Source organism: Paeniglutamicibacter gangotriensis Lz1y (assembly GCF_000348945.1).
Taxonomy (GTDB): Bacteria; Actinomycetota; Actinomycetes; order Actinomycetales; family Micrococcaceae; genus Paeniglutamicibacter; species Paeniglutamicibacter gangotriensis.
The window spans coordinates 212,338-230,590 of record NZ_AOCK01000001.1; the positions used below are offsets into that span (position 1 = coordinate 212,338).

Below are 18,253 nucleotides of genomic sequence, written 5' to 3' on the forward strand. Positions count from 1 at the left end.
TGAGCTGCAGAGGTGTGAGGTATTTGCCGGAACGCACCCTTCAGCAATGGTCTGATGGCGCACACTTCCGCGAGCTTCCCGTGGCGGCCTTCCAGCGACGCGCCATGGGAGAAATGCCAGCACATTCCGTGCAGCCCTGGTGGTGGTCCGGCCTTTACACTGCGAATACACTGCGAAAATCATGGATTCTAAAAATTCGCACAGCACTCAACAGGCTGGTCCGCTGGTCTTCGATGTTCCTCAGCCGGACGATCTTGACGAAATCTTCGGCATCGCCAGCGGGGCACACCCGCTGAGCGACTTCGAAGAAGATGCGGCACCCGAGGCGTTGGCGTGGGACCTGGACGAGCTTTGGGCTAAGATCCGCCACGGACTGGGGTTGGCCTTCGCCCGGCGCCCGGACATCGCCTCCATCGGGGTGGACTCCTGGGCCGTTGACTACGCGCTGCTGCGTGAGGGCCACCGCCTGGGACAGGTGCGCCACTACCGGGACCCGCGCAATGAGCGCGCCGTGGAGCACCTCGAACTCACCTTCGCACGCTCCGAGTTGTTTAGCCGCAACGGCCTGCAGTTCCTGCCCTTCAACACCATCTACCAGCTGGAGGCCGAACGCGCCGACGGCCGGCTGGCTCGGGCCGATACGCTGCTTTTGGTTCCCGACTACATCAACTGGCTCTTGACCGGGGTGCTCGGTGCCGAGCGCACCAACGCCTCGACCACCGGCCTGCTAGATGCGCGCACCGGTGCGTGGGATCCGGAGTTGGCGAATCATCTGGGTGTTGCAGGAACCCTGCCGCAGCTGGTGGAACCCGGGAGCACTGTGGGCACGCTGCGCCCGGAGCTGGCGGCCGAGTTCGGAGCCCCGGGGAGCGTGGACGTCATTGCTGTCGCCTCCCACGACACCGCCAGCGCGGTGGCTGCCGCGCCGCTAACCACCGGGCATTCTGCCTACGTTTCTTGCGGGACTTGGGGCCTGGTCGGGGTCGAGTTGCCCGCTCCGGTGCTCACCGAGGACGCGCGCCTGGGCGGATTCACCAATGAGATCGGCCTGGACTCCACGGTGCGGTTGCTGAAAAACGTGACGGGCACCTGGCTGCTCAGCGAGTCGATCCGCTATTGGAACCAGAACGCCGCCCCCGATGGGCAGATCACCCTGGAGTCACTGCTTCCGGCCGCCGCCGCCCTGGAATCCCCGGGAATCTTGATCGATCCGGCGGCCGAACGCTTCCTGGCCCCCGGAGATGTGCCAGGTCGAATCTGCGCCGCGGTCCTGGAAGCCGGGGGCACGGAGCCGGAATCGCGGGAGCAGGTGCTGCGCATCATCCTGGAGAGTCTGGCCGCGAGTTTTGCCGCTCAGGCCTTCTCTGCAGCGGGCCTGGGCGGGTTCACGCCGGATGCCATCCACCTGGTCGGCGGGGGATCGCAAAGCGAATTGCTCTGCCAGCTCACCGCCGACAAGTCGGGGGTTGAGGTGGTTGCAGGTCCCGTCGAATGCACGGCTCTGGGCAACGTGCTGGTGCAGCTACGTGCGCACGGCGGTGAAGACTGGGATATGGGCCGGATGCGCCAGCTGGTGCGCAACTCCGTTCAGCTCCAATACTTTGCCCCGCGGGGAGCCGGGCCCATCGCCTAGCAGAGGTCCGCGCTCCTCGGCCGGGTGACGGCGTTGGCAGCCTATTCGCCCAAGCGCCGGAGCACCTCGGCATCTCGGTCGAAGCCGAGGTGTTTCGGCAGGGACTTCGTGGCGCGGACATTTGCCGGGCATTCGAACGTCGCGCACACCAGCATGCCGATGGTGTCGCCGTCGTGGCCGGCCTGTCCAACGGCCCTGGCGTTGAAGAGCACGAGCAGCAGAACGAATAATCCAGGGACGCAAAACTCCCCGGAAAGTTGGGTCCTTGCCCAAATTTCCGGGGAGTTTTATACGAAACGGACTTTTCCTCCGTTCGATTCGGGGGACTATACGCCCGCAGTTACCTCTACCGGTGGTACGAATGCGGCCAACGGTTCGGCGCCCTCATGGGAATGGCCCCAGTAGCTTTCGGCGGTGATTTCTTCCGAAGTGTAGTAGGCCTCGTCAACGAGCAAGCCGTCCGTGCCGTACTCGATGTCCCAACCGCCCGGAGCCCGGACGTAAAAGGAAACCATGTGGTCGTTGGTGTGGCGGCCCAGGGACGCAGTGATGTTGAAGTCCATCTGACGAACCTTGTCGTAGGCACGGCCCACGGTGTCCAGATCCTCTACCTCGACCATCAGGTGCACCAGACCCGGTGCCTCGCCGTGCGGGGCCGGTCCCATAGCCAGCGAGTGGTGACGTTCGTTGCAGCCGTAGAAACGGAAGCGGGTTGCCGGGCGCTGTGGGCCCAGGCGGACGGCGCCGCGCGGCAGGAAGCCCAAGACCTCGGTGTAGAAGGAAGTGGTCTGCTCCATCTCGGTGGTCGGCAACACCACGTGTCCCATGCCCTGCGCGCCGGTGATGAACTTCTGGGCGTAACCGGTTTTCAGCGGGGTGTGGTCCAGACGCGGGCCGAAGAAGATTTCAACCGGGTGGCCGGCGGGGTCGGTGAAGGTGATGACCTGCTCCAGGCCGCGCTCGTCGTTTTCCTCTTCGGTCAACCAGGTGACGGCGATGCCTGCGGCCTCGACGTCCTTGGCCACGGCGGCCAGTGCGAACTGGTCACGGACCTCCCAACCAACTGCAACGACCTGGTCGACGTCGCCCGGAAGCACGATCAGGCGGGCTTCGCGCTCATCCATGCGCAGGTACAGTCCGTCAGGGTTTGGGCCAACGGTTTCGGCGAAACCCAGGGCCTCGACGGTCAGTTCGCGCCAACGGGCAATGTGCTGGGTCTGAACCTTGAGATATCCAAGTCCACGGATATGAGTCATTGTCTTCCTCGCTTGTAGCTAGTGTCGGTGAATAAAGGTGCGGGCCAGGCCCGTTGGTGCAGGAAATCGAAACCGGTGGAAGTGACCGAAAGTGCGGCCGGTGCCCGCCGGTTCCGGACAGGACGGCCATGGGGCCGTCAGTTCAACGAATGATCCTGCACCGGACGAATGGTGAATCCCATGCTCTTGTCGATCATGGTGCGCTGCCTAAAACCTTCGGCTTCCAGCCAGAGGACATCGGAGGAGTCAAGTACCTCCTGGACGAAGCCGGTGCGGACCAACTGCCCGCCCTTGCACAACTCCACCCGCCTGCCCGCGAGCTTCTTCCAATCGCTTTGACGTGCCATGGGATTTTCCTTTCGGTTTCGTGTCGGGCGGCTAGACGCCGGCGGCGAGATTCGCTGGTGGTTCGACGCCGACCTCGGTCATGATCGCGGCGTGGTAACTCGGGCCAGGGACGTGGATCGCGTGGGCCAGACCCATGTGGGCGTCGCGCCAGAAACGCTGGACCGGGTTGTTCAGGCGCAGCCCGTTGCCGCCCGAGCGCGAAAGGATCGCATCGATGGCGTTGGTTGCACGCCATGCGGCCTGAATCTGGGTGCGGCGGGCAACTGCGCGCTGCTGAAGGCTGATTTCTCCGCCGGCGGCCACGATGTCGTAGAGACGGCTGATGCTGGCCAGCAGCGTGTCGCGCGAGGCGCTGATTTCACCGGCGGCCTCGCTGACCGCGTACATCGTGTACGGGTCTTCAACTGACTTGAATCCGTTGATCTGTACGCGCTCGCGCTGGTAGTCGAGGTGGGCCTGCAGTGCGCCCTCGGCGATGCCGATGACGGCCGCGGTCAATCCAACCGGGAAGATGCTGTAGAACGGCAGGCGGTGGATCGGCTCGGTCTTGCCGGCTTTGCGGGCAACGTCGCCGGCGAACAGCTCGGCCTGGTCGATGGCGCGGTATTCCGGAACGAAAACGTCATCGATGATGACGTCCTTGCTGCCGGTTCCCTTCAGGCCCACGACCTCCCAGGAGTCCTCCACGATGGTGTAGTCCTTGCGCGGAACAACCACGTGAAGGAAGCGCGGAGGCTGAACAGGATTGCCCTCGGAATCGCCCAGGAAGGCGCCGAGGATGACCCACTCCGAGTGGTCGGTGCCGGTGGAGAACTGCCAGTGACCGGTGAAGCGGTAGCCGCCCTCGACGGGAGTTGCGGTGCCCATCGGCGCGTAGGGCGAGGAAACCCAGGTGTCTTCGTCGACGCCCCAGATTTCCTCCTGCAGCTTCGGCGACATGAGCTCGAGCTCCCACGGGTGCACTCCGACCACACCGGCAACCCAGCCGGCAGAGCCGTCCAGGCTTGCGATCTTCATGACGGTTTCGGCGAATTCAACAGGGTGAGCGCGGGTACCGCCGTACTCGACCGGTGCCAGCAGCTTCATGACGCCGCTCTCACGCAGGATCTGCACGGTTTCATCGCTGAGCTTGCCCAGTTCTTCATTGACGGAAGCCAACGAACGCAGCTCGTCGGCACGGGTGGTGAGGACATCGCTCACGGTGGTTGTCGTCATGGACTTCTCGCTTCCTAATCACGCTCAAAAAATTTGCGGCTGGCTAAAACCTAGACAATGAATAGAGCCAACGTGACCTATGTCTCAGCCATCGGGATTGCTGTTTTCACGCGGACTGAATCGGTTGAACACGGGCATCCCGGTCATCGGGATCCGCACCAATCTGGCTGCTGTGCGGCAATAAGGTACAGCAAAGACCATTTGTATCCGCAGAACGAGGAGCCAATCAGATGACTACGGAACTTCGGAGTTTGCCGGGCGGAACGCCTCTAGCCAGCACCGACGCAATCCTGCGTGAATTTCCCACCGAGCGGGGAACGCTGCGCTACTGGGAAGCCGGCGAGGGCAGTCCCTTGGTATTCCTGCACGGCTCGGGGCCGGGCGTCAGTGGATGGCAGAACTTCGGTGATGTATTGCCGGCCTTTGCCAAGCATTTTCGCTGCTATGTGGTGGAATTTCCGGGCTTTGGAGTCAGCGACCCCACCGACCTGCATCCCATGCCTGCCGCGACCCAGGCCGTGATCGACCTGCTCGACGGGTTGGGCCTCGAGAAGGTCGACATCATCGGCAACTCCATGGGCGGCATGGTCGGAACCCTGTTCTCCATGAGCCACCCCGAGCGTGTGCGCCGTCTGGTGACCGTGGGCGGACTGGGCCTGAACACCTTCGCCCCGTTCCCCGCCGAGGGAATCAACCTGTTGGTTGCCTTCACCGAGGACCCCACCCGCGAACGTCTCATCCAGTGGCTTCGCTCAATGGTGTACAACGAAGAAGCCGTGACCGAAGAGCTGATTGAAAAGCGCTGGGCACTGGCCACCGAACCGGGAACCCTTGCGAGCGCCCGCAAGATGTACAGCGCCGCAGCGATGAAGGCCATGATTGCCGCACAGACAGAATCCGATGATCCCCCGCCCTGGGCAATGCTGCACAAGGTCAAGGCCAAGACGCTGATCCTGTGGGGCCGCGATGACCGGGTCACGCCAATGGACGCCGCGCTGATCCCGATGCGCACCATTCCCGACGTGGAACTGCATGTGTTTCCCCAGTGCGGGCACTGGGCAATGATCGAGCAGAAGCAGGCCTTCGAAAGCGTCGTCGTTGAATTCCTGAACCGTGAGGAGAGCGTGTCATGACCAGCACCGTCAGCAGCCCACGGATCACCGCGCTGCAAACCCGAGTCGTTGAAGTAATCCGGGAAACCGCAGATGCGCATACCCTGGTGCTTGAGCCGGCCGCTGAGCAGTCGGAAAGCTTCCGTTACCGCCCGGGCCAGTTCCTGACCCTGCGCATCCCCAGCGACCGGGACCAGGACGCGGCCCGCTGCTACTCGCTGTGCAGCTCACCGGAACAGGACGAGCGGCTCAAGATCACCATCAAGCGCACGCGCGACGGGTATGCCTCGAACTGGATCTGCGACAACGTGGAAGCCGGGCACGTGCTGGAGGTGCTCAAGCCGGCCGGAACCTTCGTGCCGTCCACGTTGGACACCGACTTCCTACTGTTCGCAGCGGGCAGCGGAGTGACCCCGGTGATGTCAATCCTGAAATCCGCGCTGATCGCAGGCAGCGGCACCGTGACACTGATCTACGCCAACCGCGATGAGCAGTCGGTGATCTTCAAAGATGAATTGGTGGCGCTGACCAAGGCCTACCCCGGGCGCCTGCATGTGATCCACTGGCTGGAGACCGTCCAGGGCATCCCGGATCTGGCATCGATGACCGCCCTGGCGCAGCCCTACGCGCAGCGCGAGGCCTTCATCTGCGGCCCCGGACCGTTCATGGACTGCATCGAGAAGGCGCTGGAGATTGTGGGGACCGCTCCCGAGCGCATCCACATTGAACGGTTTGTCTCGTTGGATGCGGATCCTTTCGCACCGGTAGAACCGCTGAATCACGAAGCGGACGGTGAAACGGCCACGATCGAAGTGGAGCTCGACGGAAATACCAGCAACTTAGCCTGGCCTCCCGGAAACAAGCTGCTCGACGTGCTGCTCAACGCAGGCATCGACGCACCCTTCTCCTGCCGCGAGGGAGCGTGCAGCGCCTGCACCTGCATCCTGCTGGAGGGCAAGGTCGAGATGGAACGCAACGAGGTGCTCGAAGAACAGGACCTTGAAGAAGGCCTGATCCTGGCCTGCCAGGCCAAGGCAGTGAGCCCGCACGTGAGAATCTCCTACGAGGGATAGGCCAATGGCAAATGCCCGCCGCACGGCGGGCATTTGCCATTAAACGGCGTCTGGCGTTCGGTACAGGAGGCAAAAACTTCGGGGCCGCACCCTGCATGTACGGCCCCGAAAGCTGTGGAAGACAGTGGGTGGGACGCCTCTAGGGTGCGTCCTGATCCGCAAGCTCCAGGCTGCCCTGAACGGTTGCATCACGGATCGCCGCGCGCAGGGTTTCGCACCCCACAAACTGGTCGCGCGGCAGGTTGCCTTCGGCGCTCGCAGGTCGCTCGCGGCACAGGTCCAGTGCCTCCTCGGTCCACTTGACACTGGTTTGGGCCCACACGGACTTGCGCACCAGCACCCTTGTCAGGCATTCGGTGCAGCGCACCGGCTGCATTCCGGTTTGGGTGCCCGGGGTTTCGGTGCGCTGGTCTTGATCAATATTCGACATTACGCCAGCTGCTTTCCATTGACTCTGCGGAGAATGAGGTTTCGTGCCGAGGACCGGGTCCACAGGTCCATGGGCATGGTGGTATCCACCTCGTACTCGAACCGGTCGGTCATCCCGGAATCGACGTCGTACGCATCGACAAAGAACTGGCCGTACCAGCGGCGCAGCGCCGCGACCGGGCTGTCGGCTCCGGGGATTTTCCCGGAATCCTCGTCCTGGCTGCGTTGCAGCCGTGAGTGCACTGCGTTGGTGATGGACCGCAGGATCTGCGTGGAGTGCCCCGCGGCGACCGCCTTGAGCTCCGGGTCCGGCGGCTGTTCGGTGCGCACCATCACTCCGGTCATCAGCACCAGGTGCTGCTCGTCGATCGGGTAGTGCGCGGTGAGGACCACTGCGTCAAGACTGCGGTCTTCCAGGACGTAGTCGAGCTGGGAAATCATGACCGCCGGACCGAAGTAGCTGGCAACGGAGTTTGCCAGGAGGATCTTCGCCCCCTGGGGCGCTGGCTCCTGCAGCTGGTAGCTGTGATGCAGCGGCCCCTCGAAATACTGGGTGGCCCGATGCCCCTCGAAGACGTTCTTGAAGTACAGCGGATCGCCGGCTGTGACATGGGTGGAGTTGGCCAGACGCACCAGGTGTTCCACGACCTGCCCGGTTTGGGCCGTGAGGATCGTTTCCTTCCACGACCAGTTTGACCAGCCCGGGCCCTCGGCGCAGTTGGCTGCGTCGTGTCCGGTGATGCGGGGGATGGACAGGTGCGCCGGTGGGGGATTTTCCTGCGGATCATGCCAGGCGAACAGCAGCCCGTCCTGTTCAAATGCGGGCAGCTCCCGCTGGTGGCCAGGCTCATCCAGCAGCACCCGCGGTGAAACGTCGGGGTACGACTGCACCTGCACCCGCCGACCGAATGCCTGCAGGCTGTGGGCGCCGGCGGTGTTGAATCTGCGGGACATGCCCAGGCAATGCCACCCGCGCGCGAAGCGCGCCGGGGAAGCCTGAGGCGTATACCGGTCCGTTTGCTCCGGATTGACCCGAACCATGTGCATCCCATTCCTTCGTCAAGCCCGTCCTGAAGCCGCTCCCCAAAGACCGGGTTCCGGTGAAGTCATAAATCTATATCTAGCCATAAAGTTCAGCATTTGAGCTGGCAGATCCCGGTGTGTGGGATATCACAAAAGTTCTGCGCGGACGGTTGTCCGCGGTTGTCCTACTGGGTGGGATGACGCGTTCGCCCACCTGCCCGGGTCTGATTGTCTAGCGCACACACCCATGTGGACGACAAAGGAGAAACTATGTCCAACAATCAGGTTTGGGACGACGAGTACGACGTTGTGGTCGTCGGTTCCGGCGCTGCGGCCATGGCGGGCGCCTATAGCGCGGCTTCGCGGGGCCTGAAGGCCCTGCTCGTTGAGAAGACCGACCTTCTGGGCGGTGCTTCGGCCTATGCCGGTGCCTCCTGCTGGCTGCCGGGAACCCAGGTGCAGCAGCGCGCCGAGGTCGAGGATTCAACCGAGTCGGCCAAGGCCTACCTTGCCTCCGTCATGGGTGATCATGAGATCGAACGCCGAGAGGCATTCGTCGATACCGCCCCGGAACTGGTTGCCTTCTTCGAACGGGATCCGGCCATCGAGTTCTATTGGACCGCATTCCCCGACTACTTCACCGGCCCCGAGAGCAAGCCGCTGGGCCGCTCGATGATGCCGGTGGATCTGCCGCGCGAGGAAATCGGCGACCTGGCCGAGATGGTGCGTCCGGTGGTTGAATACGACCGCTACAACCAGCCTCACCCTGACGGCCCGCTGACCGCCGGCCAGGCGCTTATCGGGCGGCTGCTGCTGGCGCTGACCAACACCGGCAACGGCACCATTCGTCTGGAAACCGAACTGACCGAGCTGATCACCGAAGACGGCCGGGTGACCGGAGTGATCGTGAAGGACGCCGAGGGCACCCGACGCATCCGCGCCGCCGAGGGCGTGATCCTTGGAGCCGGTGGTTTCGAGGCGAACCAGGACTGGCGCACCGAGAACCAGTCACCGGGGTCCGCCGAGTGGACCATGGCTCCGGCCGGTGCAAACGTTGGCACCGGCATCCTGGCCGGCCAGAAAGCCGGCGGCGCCGTGGAGATGCTCAACGAAGCCTGGTGGTGCCCGGGCGCCGTGCAGCCACGGGGAAACACCGCCTTTGCGCTGGGGTTCCGCGGAGGCGTGTGGCTTGACTCCAACGGCCAGCGCTTTGCCAACGAGTGCCTGCCTTACGACCAGATGGGCCGCGTGCTGGCCGCAGCGCCGGAGCGCATCCCGTCCTGGTTCATTTTTGATTCGCGCTTCGGCGGCGAGCTGCCGGGCATCATGCGTCCGTACAACACCTCCCCGCAAGAGCATCTGGAGGCTGGCACCTGGGTCAAGGCGGATACGCTCGAAGAGCTGGCCCAGGCCACCGAGCTGCCGGTCGACGCCCTGAAGGCAAGCATCGAGCGGTTCAATGGCTTCACCGTCACCGGCGTGGATGAGGACTTCCACCGCGGCGAGAACCCGTATGACCAGTTCTTCGCCGACCCGGCCTACGGTCCTGGCCCGACCCTGATTGCGGTCGACCAGCCGCCGTACTACGCAGCGCGCATGGTGCTCAGCGACCTGGGCACCAAGGGCGGCCTGCGCACCGACGTGGACGCGCGTGTGCTGCGCGAGGACGGCACCCCGGTTCCGGGCCTGTACGCGGTGGGCAACACCAGCGCCTCGTTCTCCGGCGGCTTCTACCCGGGCCCCGGCACCCCGCTGGGTTCGGGCATGGTCTTCGCCTACCGTGCGGCGCAGACCCTGAAGGCACCGCTGAAAGCCCAGATCGGCTAGGACCAACTGGCAGCAGGCCTTCGTGAATGGCCGGGGCCGGTAGGCACACCGCGGTGTGCCTACCGGCCCCGGCCTGAGGTGGTTAAGGCAGGTTTTTCCCGGCGCAAGACAAAGGGGGGAGCAGTTCATATGAACTGCTCCCCCCTTTCTGTGTGCTGCGGAGGACTAAGCTCGGTGCTCTGCGCGTTCCTTGCCCAGCACGCCGCCCGGGCGGTGCGGCAGCGCCAAGGCGGTGACCGCGTTGGCGTACATGATTTCCTTGACCGTGCCTAGGGTGCGCGGATGCTGCGGCAGGTTGGCAGATGCCAGCTCGACCGCGCGTTCAAGCAGCTGCTCGGAGGGGACCGCGTCATCCACCAGTCCGGCCTCGACCGCCTGCTCCCCGCCGAAGCGTTGCGCGGTGAGCATCGCGTCGCGGGCCTGGGCTGCGGTGAGTTTTGCCTGCACCAGGGCAGCCATTCCCGGGGTGAAGGCAATGCCGATGTTCACCTCGGGAAAGCAGAAGAATCCGCGCTCGGCGCGCATCACCCGGTAGTCGTGTGCCATGGCCAGCAGCGCCCCGCCGCCGAACGCGTGGCCGTTGACGGCCGCCACGGTGGGCATGGGCAGCACCAGTAGGCGCCGGTACAGCTCCTGGAGGAGCCTGACGTATTCGGGCCCCAGTTCGACCGGACCGTCGGCCTCTAAGACATCGAGCCCGTTGGAGTAGAACTTTCCCGAACCCGTGGTGACCAGGGCGCTGGCGGGTCCGGCCAGCACCTGGTCCAGCAGCTCGTTGACCTGCTGCATCCAGGTGATGCTCTGGCGGTTTTCACTCTGGCCCAGGTCCAGGATGGCGGTATTTCCAACAAGTCGCATGCTAGGCATGTGCACCTGCAGTGGTTGCTGCCAGCGGGCGCAGGTTGCGCTTCAAGATTTTGCCGGCGGCGTTGCGCGGCAGTTGGTGGGTGATGTCCACTGAACGCGGCACCTTGTAGTTGGCCAGCCACTTCCGGCAGTGGGCGATGACATCCTGCTCCGAAAGCTGCGAGCCAGCCAGCACCTCCACCACCGCGTGCGCAACTTCGCCCATGCGATCATCCGGCGCGGCGAGCACCGCGCAGGCCGTAACCCCGTCCAGGGAACCGATGGTGTTTTCAACCTCGGCCGGGTACACGTTGAACCCGCCCACGGTGAACATGTCCTTGATGCGGTCGACGATGCTCAGGTAGCCGGCCTCGTTCAGCTTTCCCATGTCCCCGGTGTGCAGCCAGCCGGTGGCGTCGATGGCGTTGTCGGTTGCCTGCTGGTCATCGAGGTAGCCGAGCATGAGGTTCTCGCCACGGACCAGGATTTCTCCGGGAGTGCCGGCGGGGACATCAACGCCGCTGGTGTCAACGATGCGTACCTCGAAGCCTGCGGTGGGACGCCCCGAGGTGCTGGTGACGGTGTGGGCGCTGTCGCCGGGGCTGCACATGGTGACAACCACGGCTTCGCTCAGCCCGTAGGCGGTGGTCAGCTGCTGAACCTGGGCTTCGGTGCGCAGGCGTTCAAGCAGGCGGTCCGGAACCATGGCGGAGCCAAGCACTGCCAGGCGCCAGTTCATTTCCTCGGCCGCCGGGAACTTCGGGTGGTCAAGGATCGACTGGTGGATGGTTGGCGCTCCGGGAAGCACGCTGATCTTTTCTTCGCGCAGCAGGCGCACTGTTTCATCCAGGTCGAAGGTCGGCATGGGGTAGATCGCCGCGCCGGTGGCCAGGCACACCAGGATGCCGACCTTGTAGCCGAAGGTGTGGGAGAACGGGCTGACCACAAGGTAGCGGTCCTCCGGTCCCATCTGGGCGTGTCCGGCCCACGCGTAGCTGACCCCCAGGGACTGGCGGTGCGCCGAGAGGACCCCCTTGCTGCGTCCGGTGGTGCCCGAGGTGAAGATCACGTCCGCGATGTCATCCGCGCCTACCTGCTCGGCGCGTTCGGTGACAGTCGCCGGGTCAACGCCCAGGCCCGAGGAGATGAAGTCGTCCCATCCGGTCACCGGGAGCACCGCACCGCGTACCTGGCCGCCGTCGGAGGCCCCGACCGGCAGGCTGATGATGGATTTGAGCTTGGGCAGGCCCGGAACCACATGGGCTTCATCGGCATAACCAAGCTGCGCGGCCCCGTCGACGAGCAGTCGGGTGTAGGAGGTGTTCAGGAAGCCTTCGGCAACGAACAATACCCGGGCCTCGGCCCGGGAAAGGATCTGGTGTGCTTCGATGCCGCGGTAGCGCGAATTCAACGGAACCATGGCGGCTCCAACGCTGGTGGTGGCCAGCGCGGCAATGATCCAGCGGGCGGTGTTCGGCGCCCAGATGGCGACCCGGTCCCCATGCTTCACGCCGCTGGCGATCAGGCCGGCAGCGCACTGGTGCACCTGCTCGGCGAGCTGGGCATAACTCAGGCGCACCGGTCCATCGACCAGTGCTTCCCGATCGGTGAAATGCTCGGCGGCGTAGGCCACCAGAGCGGGGATGGTTTGCGGATGCTCATGGCTATGCATGCACGTGGCTCCCTTGTCTTCTCGCAGCACCGTCCTCAACTGTTGGGACGCTCTGTTCTGGCGTGTTCCAGCTCAAACTTCGCCCCGGCCAGGCTGCGTAAAGCATGCACGGGGGAAATGTTTCGAGGCTACTGAGGATGGGAACGTAATTTTTGTGTGGTCCCGGTGGGCGGGAATGACAAGGTGGCGTGAATGGATCGAATCGGTGAGGCGGCCGGATGATCGGAGGGAAAACCCTAGGCCATGATCCCGTCGAGGAACAGTGCGCTGCAGTCGGCCGTCAACTGATCCAGCGTGTACTTCTTGGACGGGGTGAACCAGCGGGCGGTCAGCCATAGCGAGTCGCGTACCAGGCGGTGGACGACGTTCGCATCGAGGTCCTTCTTGAATACCCCGTTCTCGATGCCCAACTCAATAACTTCAACCCACAACTTGGCGATGTCGCTACTGATCGCGCGGGTGCCGGTCGACTTGGGCAGCTTCTGAATGTACGCGATCTCGTTCTGGTAGATCTGCGTGGCGTGCGGGTAGTCGCGGATGATCTCCAAGGTGATGCGGATCAGCTGGTTCAACGCTTCGCGCGGTTTGGTGCTGGATTCGGTGACGCCGCGGTAACGTCCCTGCAGTTCCTCGAGGAACTCGGTGAGGACTTCCTGAACCATCTCATCCTTGGACGCGAAGTGGTGGTACAGGCTGCCCGAGAGCATGCCCACGGAGGCCGAGATCTCGCGCACCGAGGTGCCGCCGATGCCCTGCTGGGCAAAGAGCCGGGCAGCGTTGTCGAGAATGACAGTCCGGCGGGTGGGTGCGGTCTTGTCAGCCATTAATCGCTCTTTCGCAGAAGGTGGTGTTGCAGAATTTGCTGGTCTTGCGCCGTGCGGCGGGCGCGGCAATGTCGAATTCCATTCTAGCAACAAACCAAGCGCTCGTTTTTGGGGGGTGGCTCGTTCCGTCCCGTCCACTGGGATATGACGCCCGAGGGGCAGCGGGGCCGGGATGTAATTGTGGGCGGTTTGAGAATGCCGCCGCCGTTAACTTTTCCGAAGGAGCCGCCATGAGGAACTGGACCCACCATTACGCCCGAATCAACGATCTTCAGATGCACTACGTGGAAGAAGGCCGGGGCCCGCTGGTGGTCCTGCTGCATGGCTTCCCGCATACCTGGTACAGCTGGCGGCATCAGATCACCGCGCTGGCCGAGGCCGGCTACCGGGTGGTCGCGCCTGACCTGCGGGGCATGGGCCAGACCGAGGCCCCCGAGGAGCCGTCGGCCTACCGGGCAGATGTGATCACCGCTGATCTGTGTGCCCTGCTCGATCACCTGGGCGAAGAGCAGGCGGTGTTTTCCGGAATCGACTACGGCATGTTTGCCGCCTATGACCTTGCCGCCGAACATCCTGAGCGGGTGCGTGGGCTGATCGGCCTGCAATACGCTTCGCTACCGCACTATGACCAGCTGCCCTCCCAGACCGAGCTTGAGCGCGGCAAGGAAAGCTTCAACCACATGGCCTACTACCATGCGGATCCGCACGGGGCCCGGGCCGACTATGAGGCCCACCCGCGCGAAATCATCGCCAAGATCTTCCATGCCCTGTCCACCGACGGGGACATCGGTGCGGTGTACGCCAACCCCGCGGGCACCGCCTACCGCGACGCGCTGCCCGAGCCACCTGCCCTTCCCTGGTCCTGGCTGACCGAGTGGGAACTTGAAGCGTACGTCAGCGACTTTGCGCGCAGCGGTTTCGGCGGCGGCATCAACTGGTATCGGGTCGCGGACCTGAACTGGGCATACCGCAACGCACGCGGCGCAAAGAGCACCAACGTTCCCTACTACTTCCTGGGCTCGGAAACCGACCTTCTGCTGGCGGAACAATACGGTGCCGGAATCCAGGCGCAGCTGGATGCGAACCACAAGGACGTGCGTGCGGTGCAGAGCGTTCCCGGCGGCGGGTACCTGATTGCCATGGAGCGCTCCGCCGAAGTTTCGGCGAAGTTCCTTGAATTCCTGCATGACATGCACCGCGTCCGGGTTTAGCGGCGCGCCGGACCCAAGATTGCCGCAGGGCCCAGCCGTGGCCCGTGGTTCAGACCTAAACGGTCTGTGGGCGCTGCGCAGGGGGTTGTGGCGCCATGAGTCCGCCACGGATCGAGCAAGGGGCGGTTCTTCACCGAGGACGCGCTTTCCGGTGCGGCAACAAGCCCGGGACCGAATCTTCGTCGCGGCCCTGGGCTCACCGGCCCGCATGCGGTTACGCCTTCGGACAGGTCTCGGGGGATGACAGGGTGACGGACTATGCACGAAACCGTGGAAACCTGTCCTCCGGAGTGGTTCCCTTTGCGCTGGAAGCCGTGTTGCTGCCCCGGGGTGCACGGCACCGCCGCCCCGATCGAGCTGAGCTACCCGGACCCGGCAGGCAGCCGTATCGCCGGAGGGCTCCCACCGGCAACCCGGTGGACGTACTGGAAGTCGGAGGCCGGCGCTACCCGGTGGGCCTGGCGGATGCGGCGCCTCCAACAGTGCTGCTTGAGGCCGCGATGGTGGGCCTCATCGGCACCGAAAGCCCGGTTGAGATTGATGCAAATGTCGGTGCTGGGGCCGTCGGACCATCCCCTGGGGACCGGGGTGGTCGCCATGGGATGGTCCGGGCGGCCCGAGCAGGCGGCGCCGGTGACGCCAAAGAGCCTGATGGCCTCGCCCCTCCGGCGCCCACCAGGGGCTATCGGTCGCGGCGCACTTTGACGCGCCGGGCGCACCGGTGCACAGCTCGTTGCTGCGCTCCGCCAGAATTCTGATGAAGGATTTCCTTCGGCTGCCGCGGTCATGACGATCGGCAGCCGAATCAGATGTCCTAGACCTTGGCCAGTGGCAGCAGCCTCGTGCGGTCCACCGCGTAAGGCGAGGACTCTGGCGCCAAGACGCCGTGGTGGCTGTCCGGATCCATCACGCAGTGCGTGCGTCCGTATACGGTGTACATGCACTTGTTGCAGTGGATGCAGCGGCCTGTCACCGTCGCATCCTCGCGGATCCGGTTGGGCAGATCCGGCTCGCGCAGCAGGCCTCGACCCATGGCAACAAAGTCGAAGCCCTCGCGCATGCCGGTGTCGATATGCTCGCGGCTGTTGATGCCGCCGAGCAGGATCAGCTTGGTGTGCTTCATGACCGGCACGAACTGGCGGGCCGCCTCAAGCATGTACAGGTCCCGGTAGGGGAAGCTGCCCAGGGCAAGTTTTCCGAACAGGCGCACGCCGGTCTTCATCGGCTCCTTGACCACCGCCGCGAAATCCGCGACAGGTACGTCGCCGCGGAACAGGTACATCTGGCGGATGATCGAGGAGCCCTGGGTCAGTTCCAGCGCGTCAAGGTTTCGATCCTCATCCAGCAGCTGTGCGGTGCGGATGGAATCGTTGAGCCAAATGCTGCCCGGCAGGCCGTCATCCATGCTGATCTTGGCGATGACCGCGATCTTGTCCCCGACCTCCTCGCGCACGCGCTGGGCAATCTCCCGGACGAAGCGTGAGCGGTTTTCAATGTTTCCGCCGTATTCATCCTTGCGGCGGTTCAGCAGCGGGGAAAGGAACGAGCTTGGCAAGTAGTTATGCCCGAAGTGCAGTTCAACTGCGTCGAACCCTGCATCAACCGCAATCCTGGCTGCCTGGCCGAACTGCTCGATCACCAGCGGAATTTCCTCCCGGCGGATGGCCCGGCAGTATTCCATGGAGGAGGGATTGATGAACTTGCTCGGGCCCATGGAGGTGACACCGGTGATCTTCTTGGAGGCAACCATCCCGGCATGGCCCAGCTGGGCGGAGATCGCACCGCCCTCTGCATGGATCGCATCGGTCAGCTGCCGCAGCCCTGGCAGCGCCTGCTGACTCATCAGGATTTGTCCCGGGGCCGAGGCGCCCTCGGGGGAGACGCAGCAGTAGGCAACGGTGGTCATGCCCGCGCCGCCGCGGATGTAGCTGCGGTGGAAGTCGATCAGATCGTCGGTGACCAGGCCCTCGGGGGAGCGCCCCTCGGAGGTCGCCGCCTTGATGATGCGGTTGCGCAGCTGCACCGGGCCCAGGGTGGTCGGGGCGAACGGGTCGGGAATCGTGGTGGTCATGTTCATCCTTTTCGCGGCGGATGCCGAGTGGTGGGATAGGGACTAGCAGGCGATGGCAAGGGGCTCCGACCATGGTGTGGACCATGGTAGGAGCCCCTTGCCGGGTGCGCCGCCGAATACGCCTAGACGGCGTCGGCAACGAGCGCGTCGCCGATGACCGGCTCAACGCGGGACTTGAGCTCCAGCCTTCCGTCGTGCACTGCATCGTCGATGCTCTGGCTCAATGACGTGCAGCTCAGTGCGGTGGTGCCGCACACGCTGTCCCTGGCATCGGCGCTGGCCTCGGCGAACCGGGGGCACGAGGTTGCCGCATCACTGACCCACTGCACACTGGTGTGCGGGATGCTGAATTTCTCCACCAGGACGGTGGTCCCGCACTGCTGGCAATCGATTGGTTTCATGAGGTGTTCCTCGCTGGCCCGCATGCGGGCCGATAGTGCTTTTCCCCTGCGGCGATGCGCCGGGTGCGTGGTCAATCGGTGAAGGCTAGGCCTTCGCCTTGGTCGGATCCTGCTCGGGAACGACGCCCCTGGCCACGTTCTCGGCGACCTCGACCTTCCAGGTTTCCAGGGCCTTGGTGGTGTCCACCTCGAACTCGAAGCGGGCAACCATGTCCTCGGTGATGTCCGCGACATCCACGAAGAACTGCTCGTACCAGCGGCGCAGCTGGTAGACCGGGCCGTCCTCTGCGGTCAACAGCGGGTTATCAATGCGGGTCTTGTGCTTCCAGATCTCAACGTCCTGCTTGAACTGGGTCTCCACGCCTTCGGTGAACATTTCCGCCATGGCGTCGGCCTGCTCCTGGGTGACCCCGTCGATGGTGTGCACGGAGGTGCCGAACATCAGCACGAACGAGTCCTGCGAGATCGGGTAGTGGCAGTTGACCAGCATGGTCTCGACGGTGGTGTCCCCGGCGAGCGTGTACACGGTGTCCAACATGAACGACGGGCCGTAGTAGGCGGCGTCGGAGACGGTTTCCGAGTCCGGCATATCCAGCTGTACGCCGGTGTGGATGTCGTCGCGGCCGGTCGAGCGCATGTGCTGGGCTGCGACGTGGCCCTCGAAGATGTTCTTGAAGTACTGCGGCATCTGGTAATGCACGTAGAAGAAGTGCGCCATGTCAACGACGTTGTCCACGATCTCGCGGCAGTTCGAGCCCTCGACCAGGAAGGTGTTCCAGGACCAGTCGCTCCACTCGTCGGTGCCGAAGCCGGGGATCTCCGGGATGATGACGTCAGCCGGAGGAGGGTTGCCTTCTGGGTCGTTCCAGACGAAGAGCAGGCCGTTCGTCTCCATGGTCTCCCAAGCTGCGGTGCGGGCGCGCAGCGGCACGCGCTGGGCGTACGGCACGTCCTTGCACTTGCCGTCGCCGCCCCAGCGCCAGTCGTGGAACGGGCACGAGATCTCGTCGCCCTTGATTTCGCCCTTGGACAGATCGCCGCCCATGTGGCGGCAGAAGGCATCCAGCACATTGAGCTTGCCCTTGGTGTCTGCCCAGATGACGACCTTGGTGCCGAAGACCTTAACGGTGTGCGGCTTGCCGTTGCGGAAGTCCTTGGCCAGGCCCAGGCAGTGCCAGCCGCGGGCGAAGCGGGTCGGGTTGCTGCCCGCGTCGATGAGGCGAACCTCGTCGAACTGCTCGGCGTCAGTGACTTCTGTCATTTCAGTAGTCATGGCTTCTCCTATTTCTTTGGTGTGGTGCCGGTGAACTGT

17 protein-coding genes are annotated in these 18,253 nt (G+C 64.1%); 5 read left to right on the forward strand and 12 right to left on the reverse strand.

The window, feature by feature from the left end; translation table 11 throughout:
* Positions 1-181: 181 nt before the first annotated feature.
* Positions 182-1,633 carry a rhamnulokinase gene (locus ADIAG_RS00990; RefSeq protein ID WP_007269412.1) on the forward strand — a complete coding sequence of 484 codons (1,452 nt, stop codon included), beginning with the start codon at positions 182-184 and terminating at the stop codon, positions 1,631-1,633.
* A gap of 41 nt (positions 1,634-1,674) precedes the next feature.
* Here the strand turns inward: ADIAG_RS00990 and ADIAG_RS20625 are convergent, their stop codons facing one another.
* The 4 genes from ADIAG_RS20625 to ADIAG_RS01005 form a co-directional block, all read right to left on the reverse strand.
* A complete protein-coding gene (locus ADIAG_RS20625) occupies positions 1,675-1,845 on the reverse strand; it encodes an FBP domain-containing protein (RefSeq protein ID WP_235045799.1) in 171 nt (56 codons plus the stop codon).
* A gap of 114 nt (positions 1,846-1,959) precedes the next feature.
* Positions 1,960-2,889 carry a VOC family protein gene (locus ADIAG_RS00995; RefSeq protein WP_007269413.1) on the reverse strand — a complete coding sequence of 310 codons (930 nt, stop codon included), beginning with the start codon at positions 2,887-2,889 and terminating at the stop codon, positions 1,960-1,962.
* Between the two features lie 137 nt (positions 2,890-3,026).
* Entirely contained in the window at positions 3,027-3,236 is a 210-nt protein-coding gene (locus ADIAG_RS01000; RefSeq protein WP_007269414.1) for a hypothetical protein, read from the reverse strand.
* A 31-nt stretch (positions 3,237-3,267) separates the two neighbouring features.
* Positions 3,268-4,452, reverse strand: a complete 1,185-nt coding sequence (locus ADIAG_RS01005) for an acyl-CoA dehydrogenase family protein (RefSeq protein WP_007269415.1) — start codon at positions 4,450-4,452, stop codon at positions 3,268-3,270.
* Positions 4,453-4,682: 230 nt separating this feature from the next.
* Here ADIAG_RS01005 and ADIAG_RS01010 point away from each other — a divergent pair, with 230 nt between their 5' ends.
* Positions 4,683-5,585, forward strand: coding sequence for an alpha/beta fold hydrolase (locus tag ADIAG_RS01010; protein ID WP_007269416.1), 903 nt, complete (start codon positions 4,683-4,685; stop codon positions 5,583-5,585).
* Positions 5,582-6,637: a ferredoxin--NADP reductase gene (locus tag ADIAG_RS01015; protein WP_007269417.1), complete on the forward strand. Its 1,056-nt coding sequence runs from the start codon at positions 5,582-5,584 to the stop codon at positions 6,635-6,637. The genes ADIAG_RS01010 and ADIAG_RS01015 overlap by 4 nt, the downstream gene beginning before the upstream one ends.
* A gap of 139 nt (positions 6,638-6,776) precedes the next feature.
* On the opposite strand, the gene ADIAG_RS01020 is transcribed toward ADIAG_RS01015, so the two are convergent.
* Together ADIAG_RS01020 and ADIAG_RS01025 are read right to left on the reverse strand one after the other, a co-directional pair.
* Entirely contained in the window at positions 6,777-7,067 is a 291-nt protein-coding gene (locus ADIAG_RS01020; RefSeq protein ID WP_007269418.1) for a hypothetical protein, read from the reverse strand.
* Positions 7,067-8,107, reverse strand: coding sequence for a hypothetical protein (locus tag ADIAG_RS01025; RefSeq protein ID WP_152426001.1), 1,041 nt, complete (start codon positions 8,105-8,107; stop codon positions 7,067-7,069). The genes ADIAG_RS01020 and ADIAG_RS01025 overlap by 1 nt, the downstream gene beginning before the upstream one ends.
* A 252-nt stretch (positions 8,108-8,359) precedes the next feature.
* On the opposite strand from ADIAG_RS01025, the gene ADIAG_RS01030 reads away from it, so the two are divergent.
* The gene (locus ADIAG_RS01030) at positions 8,360-9,916 is read left to right on the forward strand and encodes an FAD-dependent oxidoreductase (protein WP_007269420.1); all 1,557 of its coding nucleotides are present in this window, start codon (positions 8,360-8,362) and stop codon (positions 9,914-9,916) included.
* A gap of 165 nt (positions 9,917-10,081) precedes the next feature.
* Here the strand turns inward: ADIAG_RS01030 and ADIAG_RS01035 are convergent, their stop codons facing one another.
* From ADIAG_RS01035 to ADIAG_RS01045, 3 genes are all read right to left on the reverse strand, one after another.
* A complete protein-coding gene (locus ADIAG_RS01035) occupies positions 10,082-10,774 on the reverse strand; it encodes an enoyl-CoA hydratase/isomerase family protein (RefSeq protein ID WP_235045800.1) in 693 nt (230 codons plus the stop codon).
* Between the two features lies 1 nt (position 10,775).
* Positions 10,776-12,434, reverse strand: coding sequence for an AMP-binding protein (locus ADIAG_RS01040; RefSeq protein ID WP_007269422.1), 1,659 nt, complete (start codon positions 12,432-12,434; stop codon positions 10,776-10,778).
* A 236-nt stretch (positions 12,435-12,670) separates the two neighbouring features.
* The gene (locus tag ADIAG_RS01045) at positions 12,671-13,258 is read right to left on the reverse strand and encodes a TetR/AcrR family transcriptional regulator (RefSeq protein WP_007269423.1); all 588 of its coding nucleotides are present in this window, start codon (positions 13,256-13,258) and stop codon (positions 12,671-12,673) included.
* A gap of 230 nt (positions 13,259-13,488) precedes the next feature.
* Here ADIAG_RS01045 and ADIAG_RS01050 point away from each other — a divergent pair, with 230 nt between their 5' ends.
* On the forward strand, positions 13,489-14,469 hold the full coding sequence (locus ADIAG_RS01050) for an alpha/beta fold hydrolase (protein WP_007269424.1): 981 nt from the start codon (positions 13,489-13,491) through the stop codon (positions 14,467-14,469).
* A gap of 814 nt (positions 14,470-15,283) precedes the next feature.
* Here ADIAG_RS01050 and ADIAG_RS01055 read toward each other — a convergent pair.
* The 3 genes from ADIAG_RS01055 to ADIAG_RS01065 form a co-directional block, all read right to left on the reverse strand.
* The gene (locus ADIAG_RS01055; protein ID WP_007269426.1) at positions 15,284-16,540 is read right to left on the reverse strand and encodes an NADH:flavin oxidoreductase; all 1,257 of its coding nucleotides are present in this window, start codon (positions 16,538-16,540) and stop codon (positions 15,284-15,286) included.
* Between the two features lie 122 nt (positions 16,541-16,662).
* Positions 16,663-16,941 (reverse strand): hypothetical protein, encoded by a 279-nt coding sequence (locus ADIAG_RS01060; RefSeq protein WP_007269427.1) that lies wholly within the window; start codon positions 16,939-16,941, stop codon positions 16,663-16,665.
* An 85-nt stretch (positions 16,942-17,026) separates the two neighbouring features.
* Positions 17,027-18,214 (reverse strand): Rieske 2Fe-2S domain-containing protein, encoded by a 1,188-nt coding sequence (locus ADIAG_RS01065; protein ID WP_007269428.1) that lies wholly within the window; start codon positions 18,212-18,214, stop codon positions 17,027-17,029.
* Between the last annotated feature and the right edge of the window lie 39 nt (positions 18,215-18,253).

Bases quoted from the DNA above. Each gene is read 5' to 3' on its own strand.
- ADIAG_RS01020 (WP_007269418.1), bottom strand. From the start codon at position 7,067: ATGTCGAATATTGATCAAGACCAGCGCACCGAAACCCCGGGCACCCAA.
- ADIAG_RS01050 (WP_007269424.1), top strand. From the start codon at position 13,489: ATGAGGAACTGGACCCACCATTACGCCCGAATCAACGATCTTCAGATG.
- ADIAG_RS01015 (WP_007269417.1), top strand. From the start codon at position 5,582: ATGACCAGCACCGTCAGCAGCCCACGGATCACCGCGCTGCAAACCCGA.
- ADIAG_RS01035 (WP_235045800.1), bottom strand. From the start codon at position 10,774: ATGCGACTTGTTGGAAATACCGCCATCCTGGACCTGGGCCAGAGTGAA.
- ADIAG_RS01060 (WP_007269427.1), bottom strand. From the start codon at position 16,941: ATGAAACCAATCGATTGCCAGCAGTGCGGGACCACCGTCCTGGTGGAG.
- ADIAG_RS00990 (WP_007269412.1), top strand. From the start codon at position 182: ATGGATTCTAAAAATTCGCACAGCACTCAACAGGCTGGTCCGCTGGTC.
- ADIAG_RS01000 (WP_007269414.1), bottom strand. From the start codon at position 3,236: ATGGCACGTCAAAGCGATTGGAAGAAGCTCGCGGGCAGGCGGGTGGAG.
- ADIAG_RS01025 (WP_152426001.1), bottom strand. From the start codon at position 8,107: ATGGTTCGGGTCAATCCGGAGCAAACGGACCGGTATACGCCTCAGGCT.
- ADIAG_RS01045 (WP_007269423.1), bottom strand. From the start codon at position 13,258: ATGGCTGACAAGACCGCACCCACCCGCCGGACTGTCATTCTCGACAAC.
- ADIAG_RS01010 (WP_007269416.1), top strand. From the start codon at position 4,683: ATGACTACGGAACTTCGGAGTTTGCCGGGCGGAACGCCTCTAGCCAGC.
- ADIAG_RS01030 (WP_007269420.1), top strand. From the start codon at position 8,360: ATGTCCAACAATCAGGTTTGGGACGACGAGTACGACGTTGTGGTCGTC.
- ADIAG_RS00995 (WP_007269413.1), bottom strand. From the start codon at position 2,889: ATGACTCATATCCGTGGACTTGGATATCTCAAGGTTCAGACCCAGCAC.
- ADIAG_RS01065 (WP_007269428.1), bottom strand. From the start codon at position 18,214: ATGACTACTGAAATGACAGAAGTCACTGACGCCGAGCAGTTCGACGAG.
- ADIAG_RS01040 (WP_007269422.1), bottom strand. From the start codon at position 12,434: ATGCATAGCCATGAGCATCCGCAAACCATCCCCGCTCTGGTGGCCTAC.
- ADIAG_RS01005 (WP_007269415.1), bottom strand. From the start codon at position 4,452: ATGACGACAACCACCGTGAGCGATGTCCTCACCACCCGTGCCGACGAG.
- ADIAG_RS01055 (WP_007269426.1), bottom strand. From the start codon at position 16,540: ATGACCACCACGATTCCCGACCCGTTCGCCCCGACCACCCTGGGCCCG.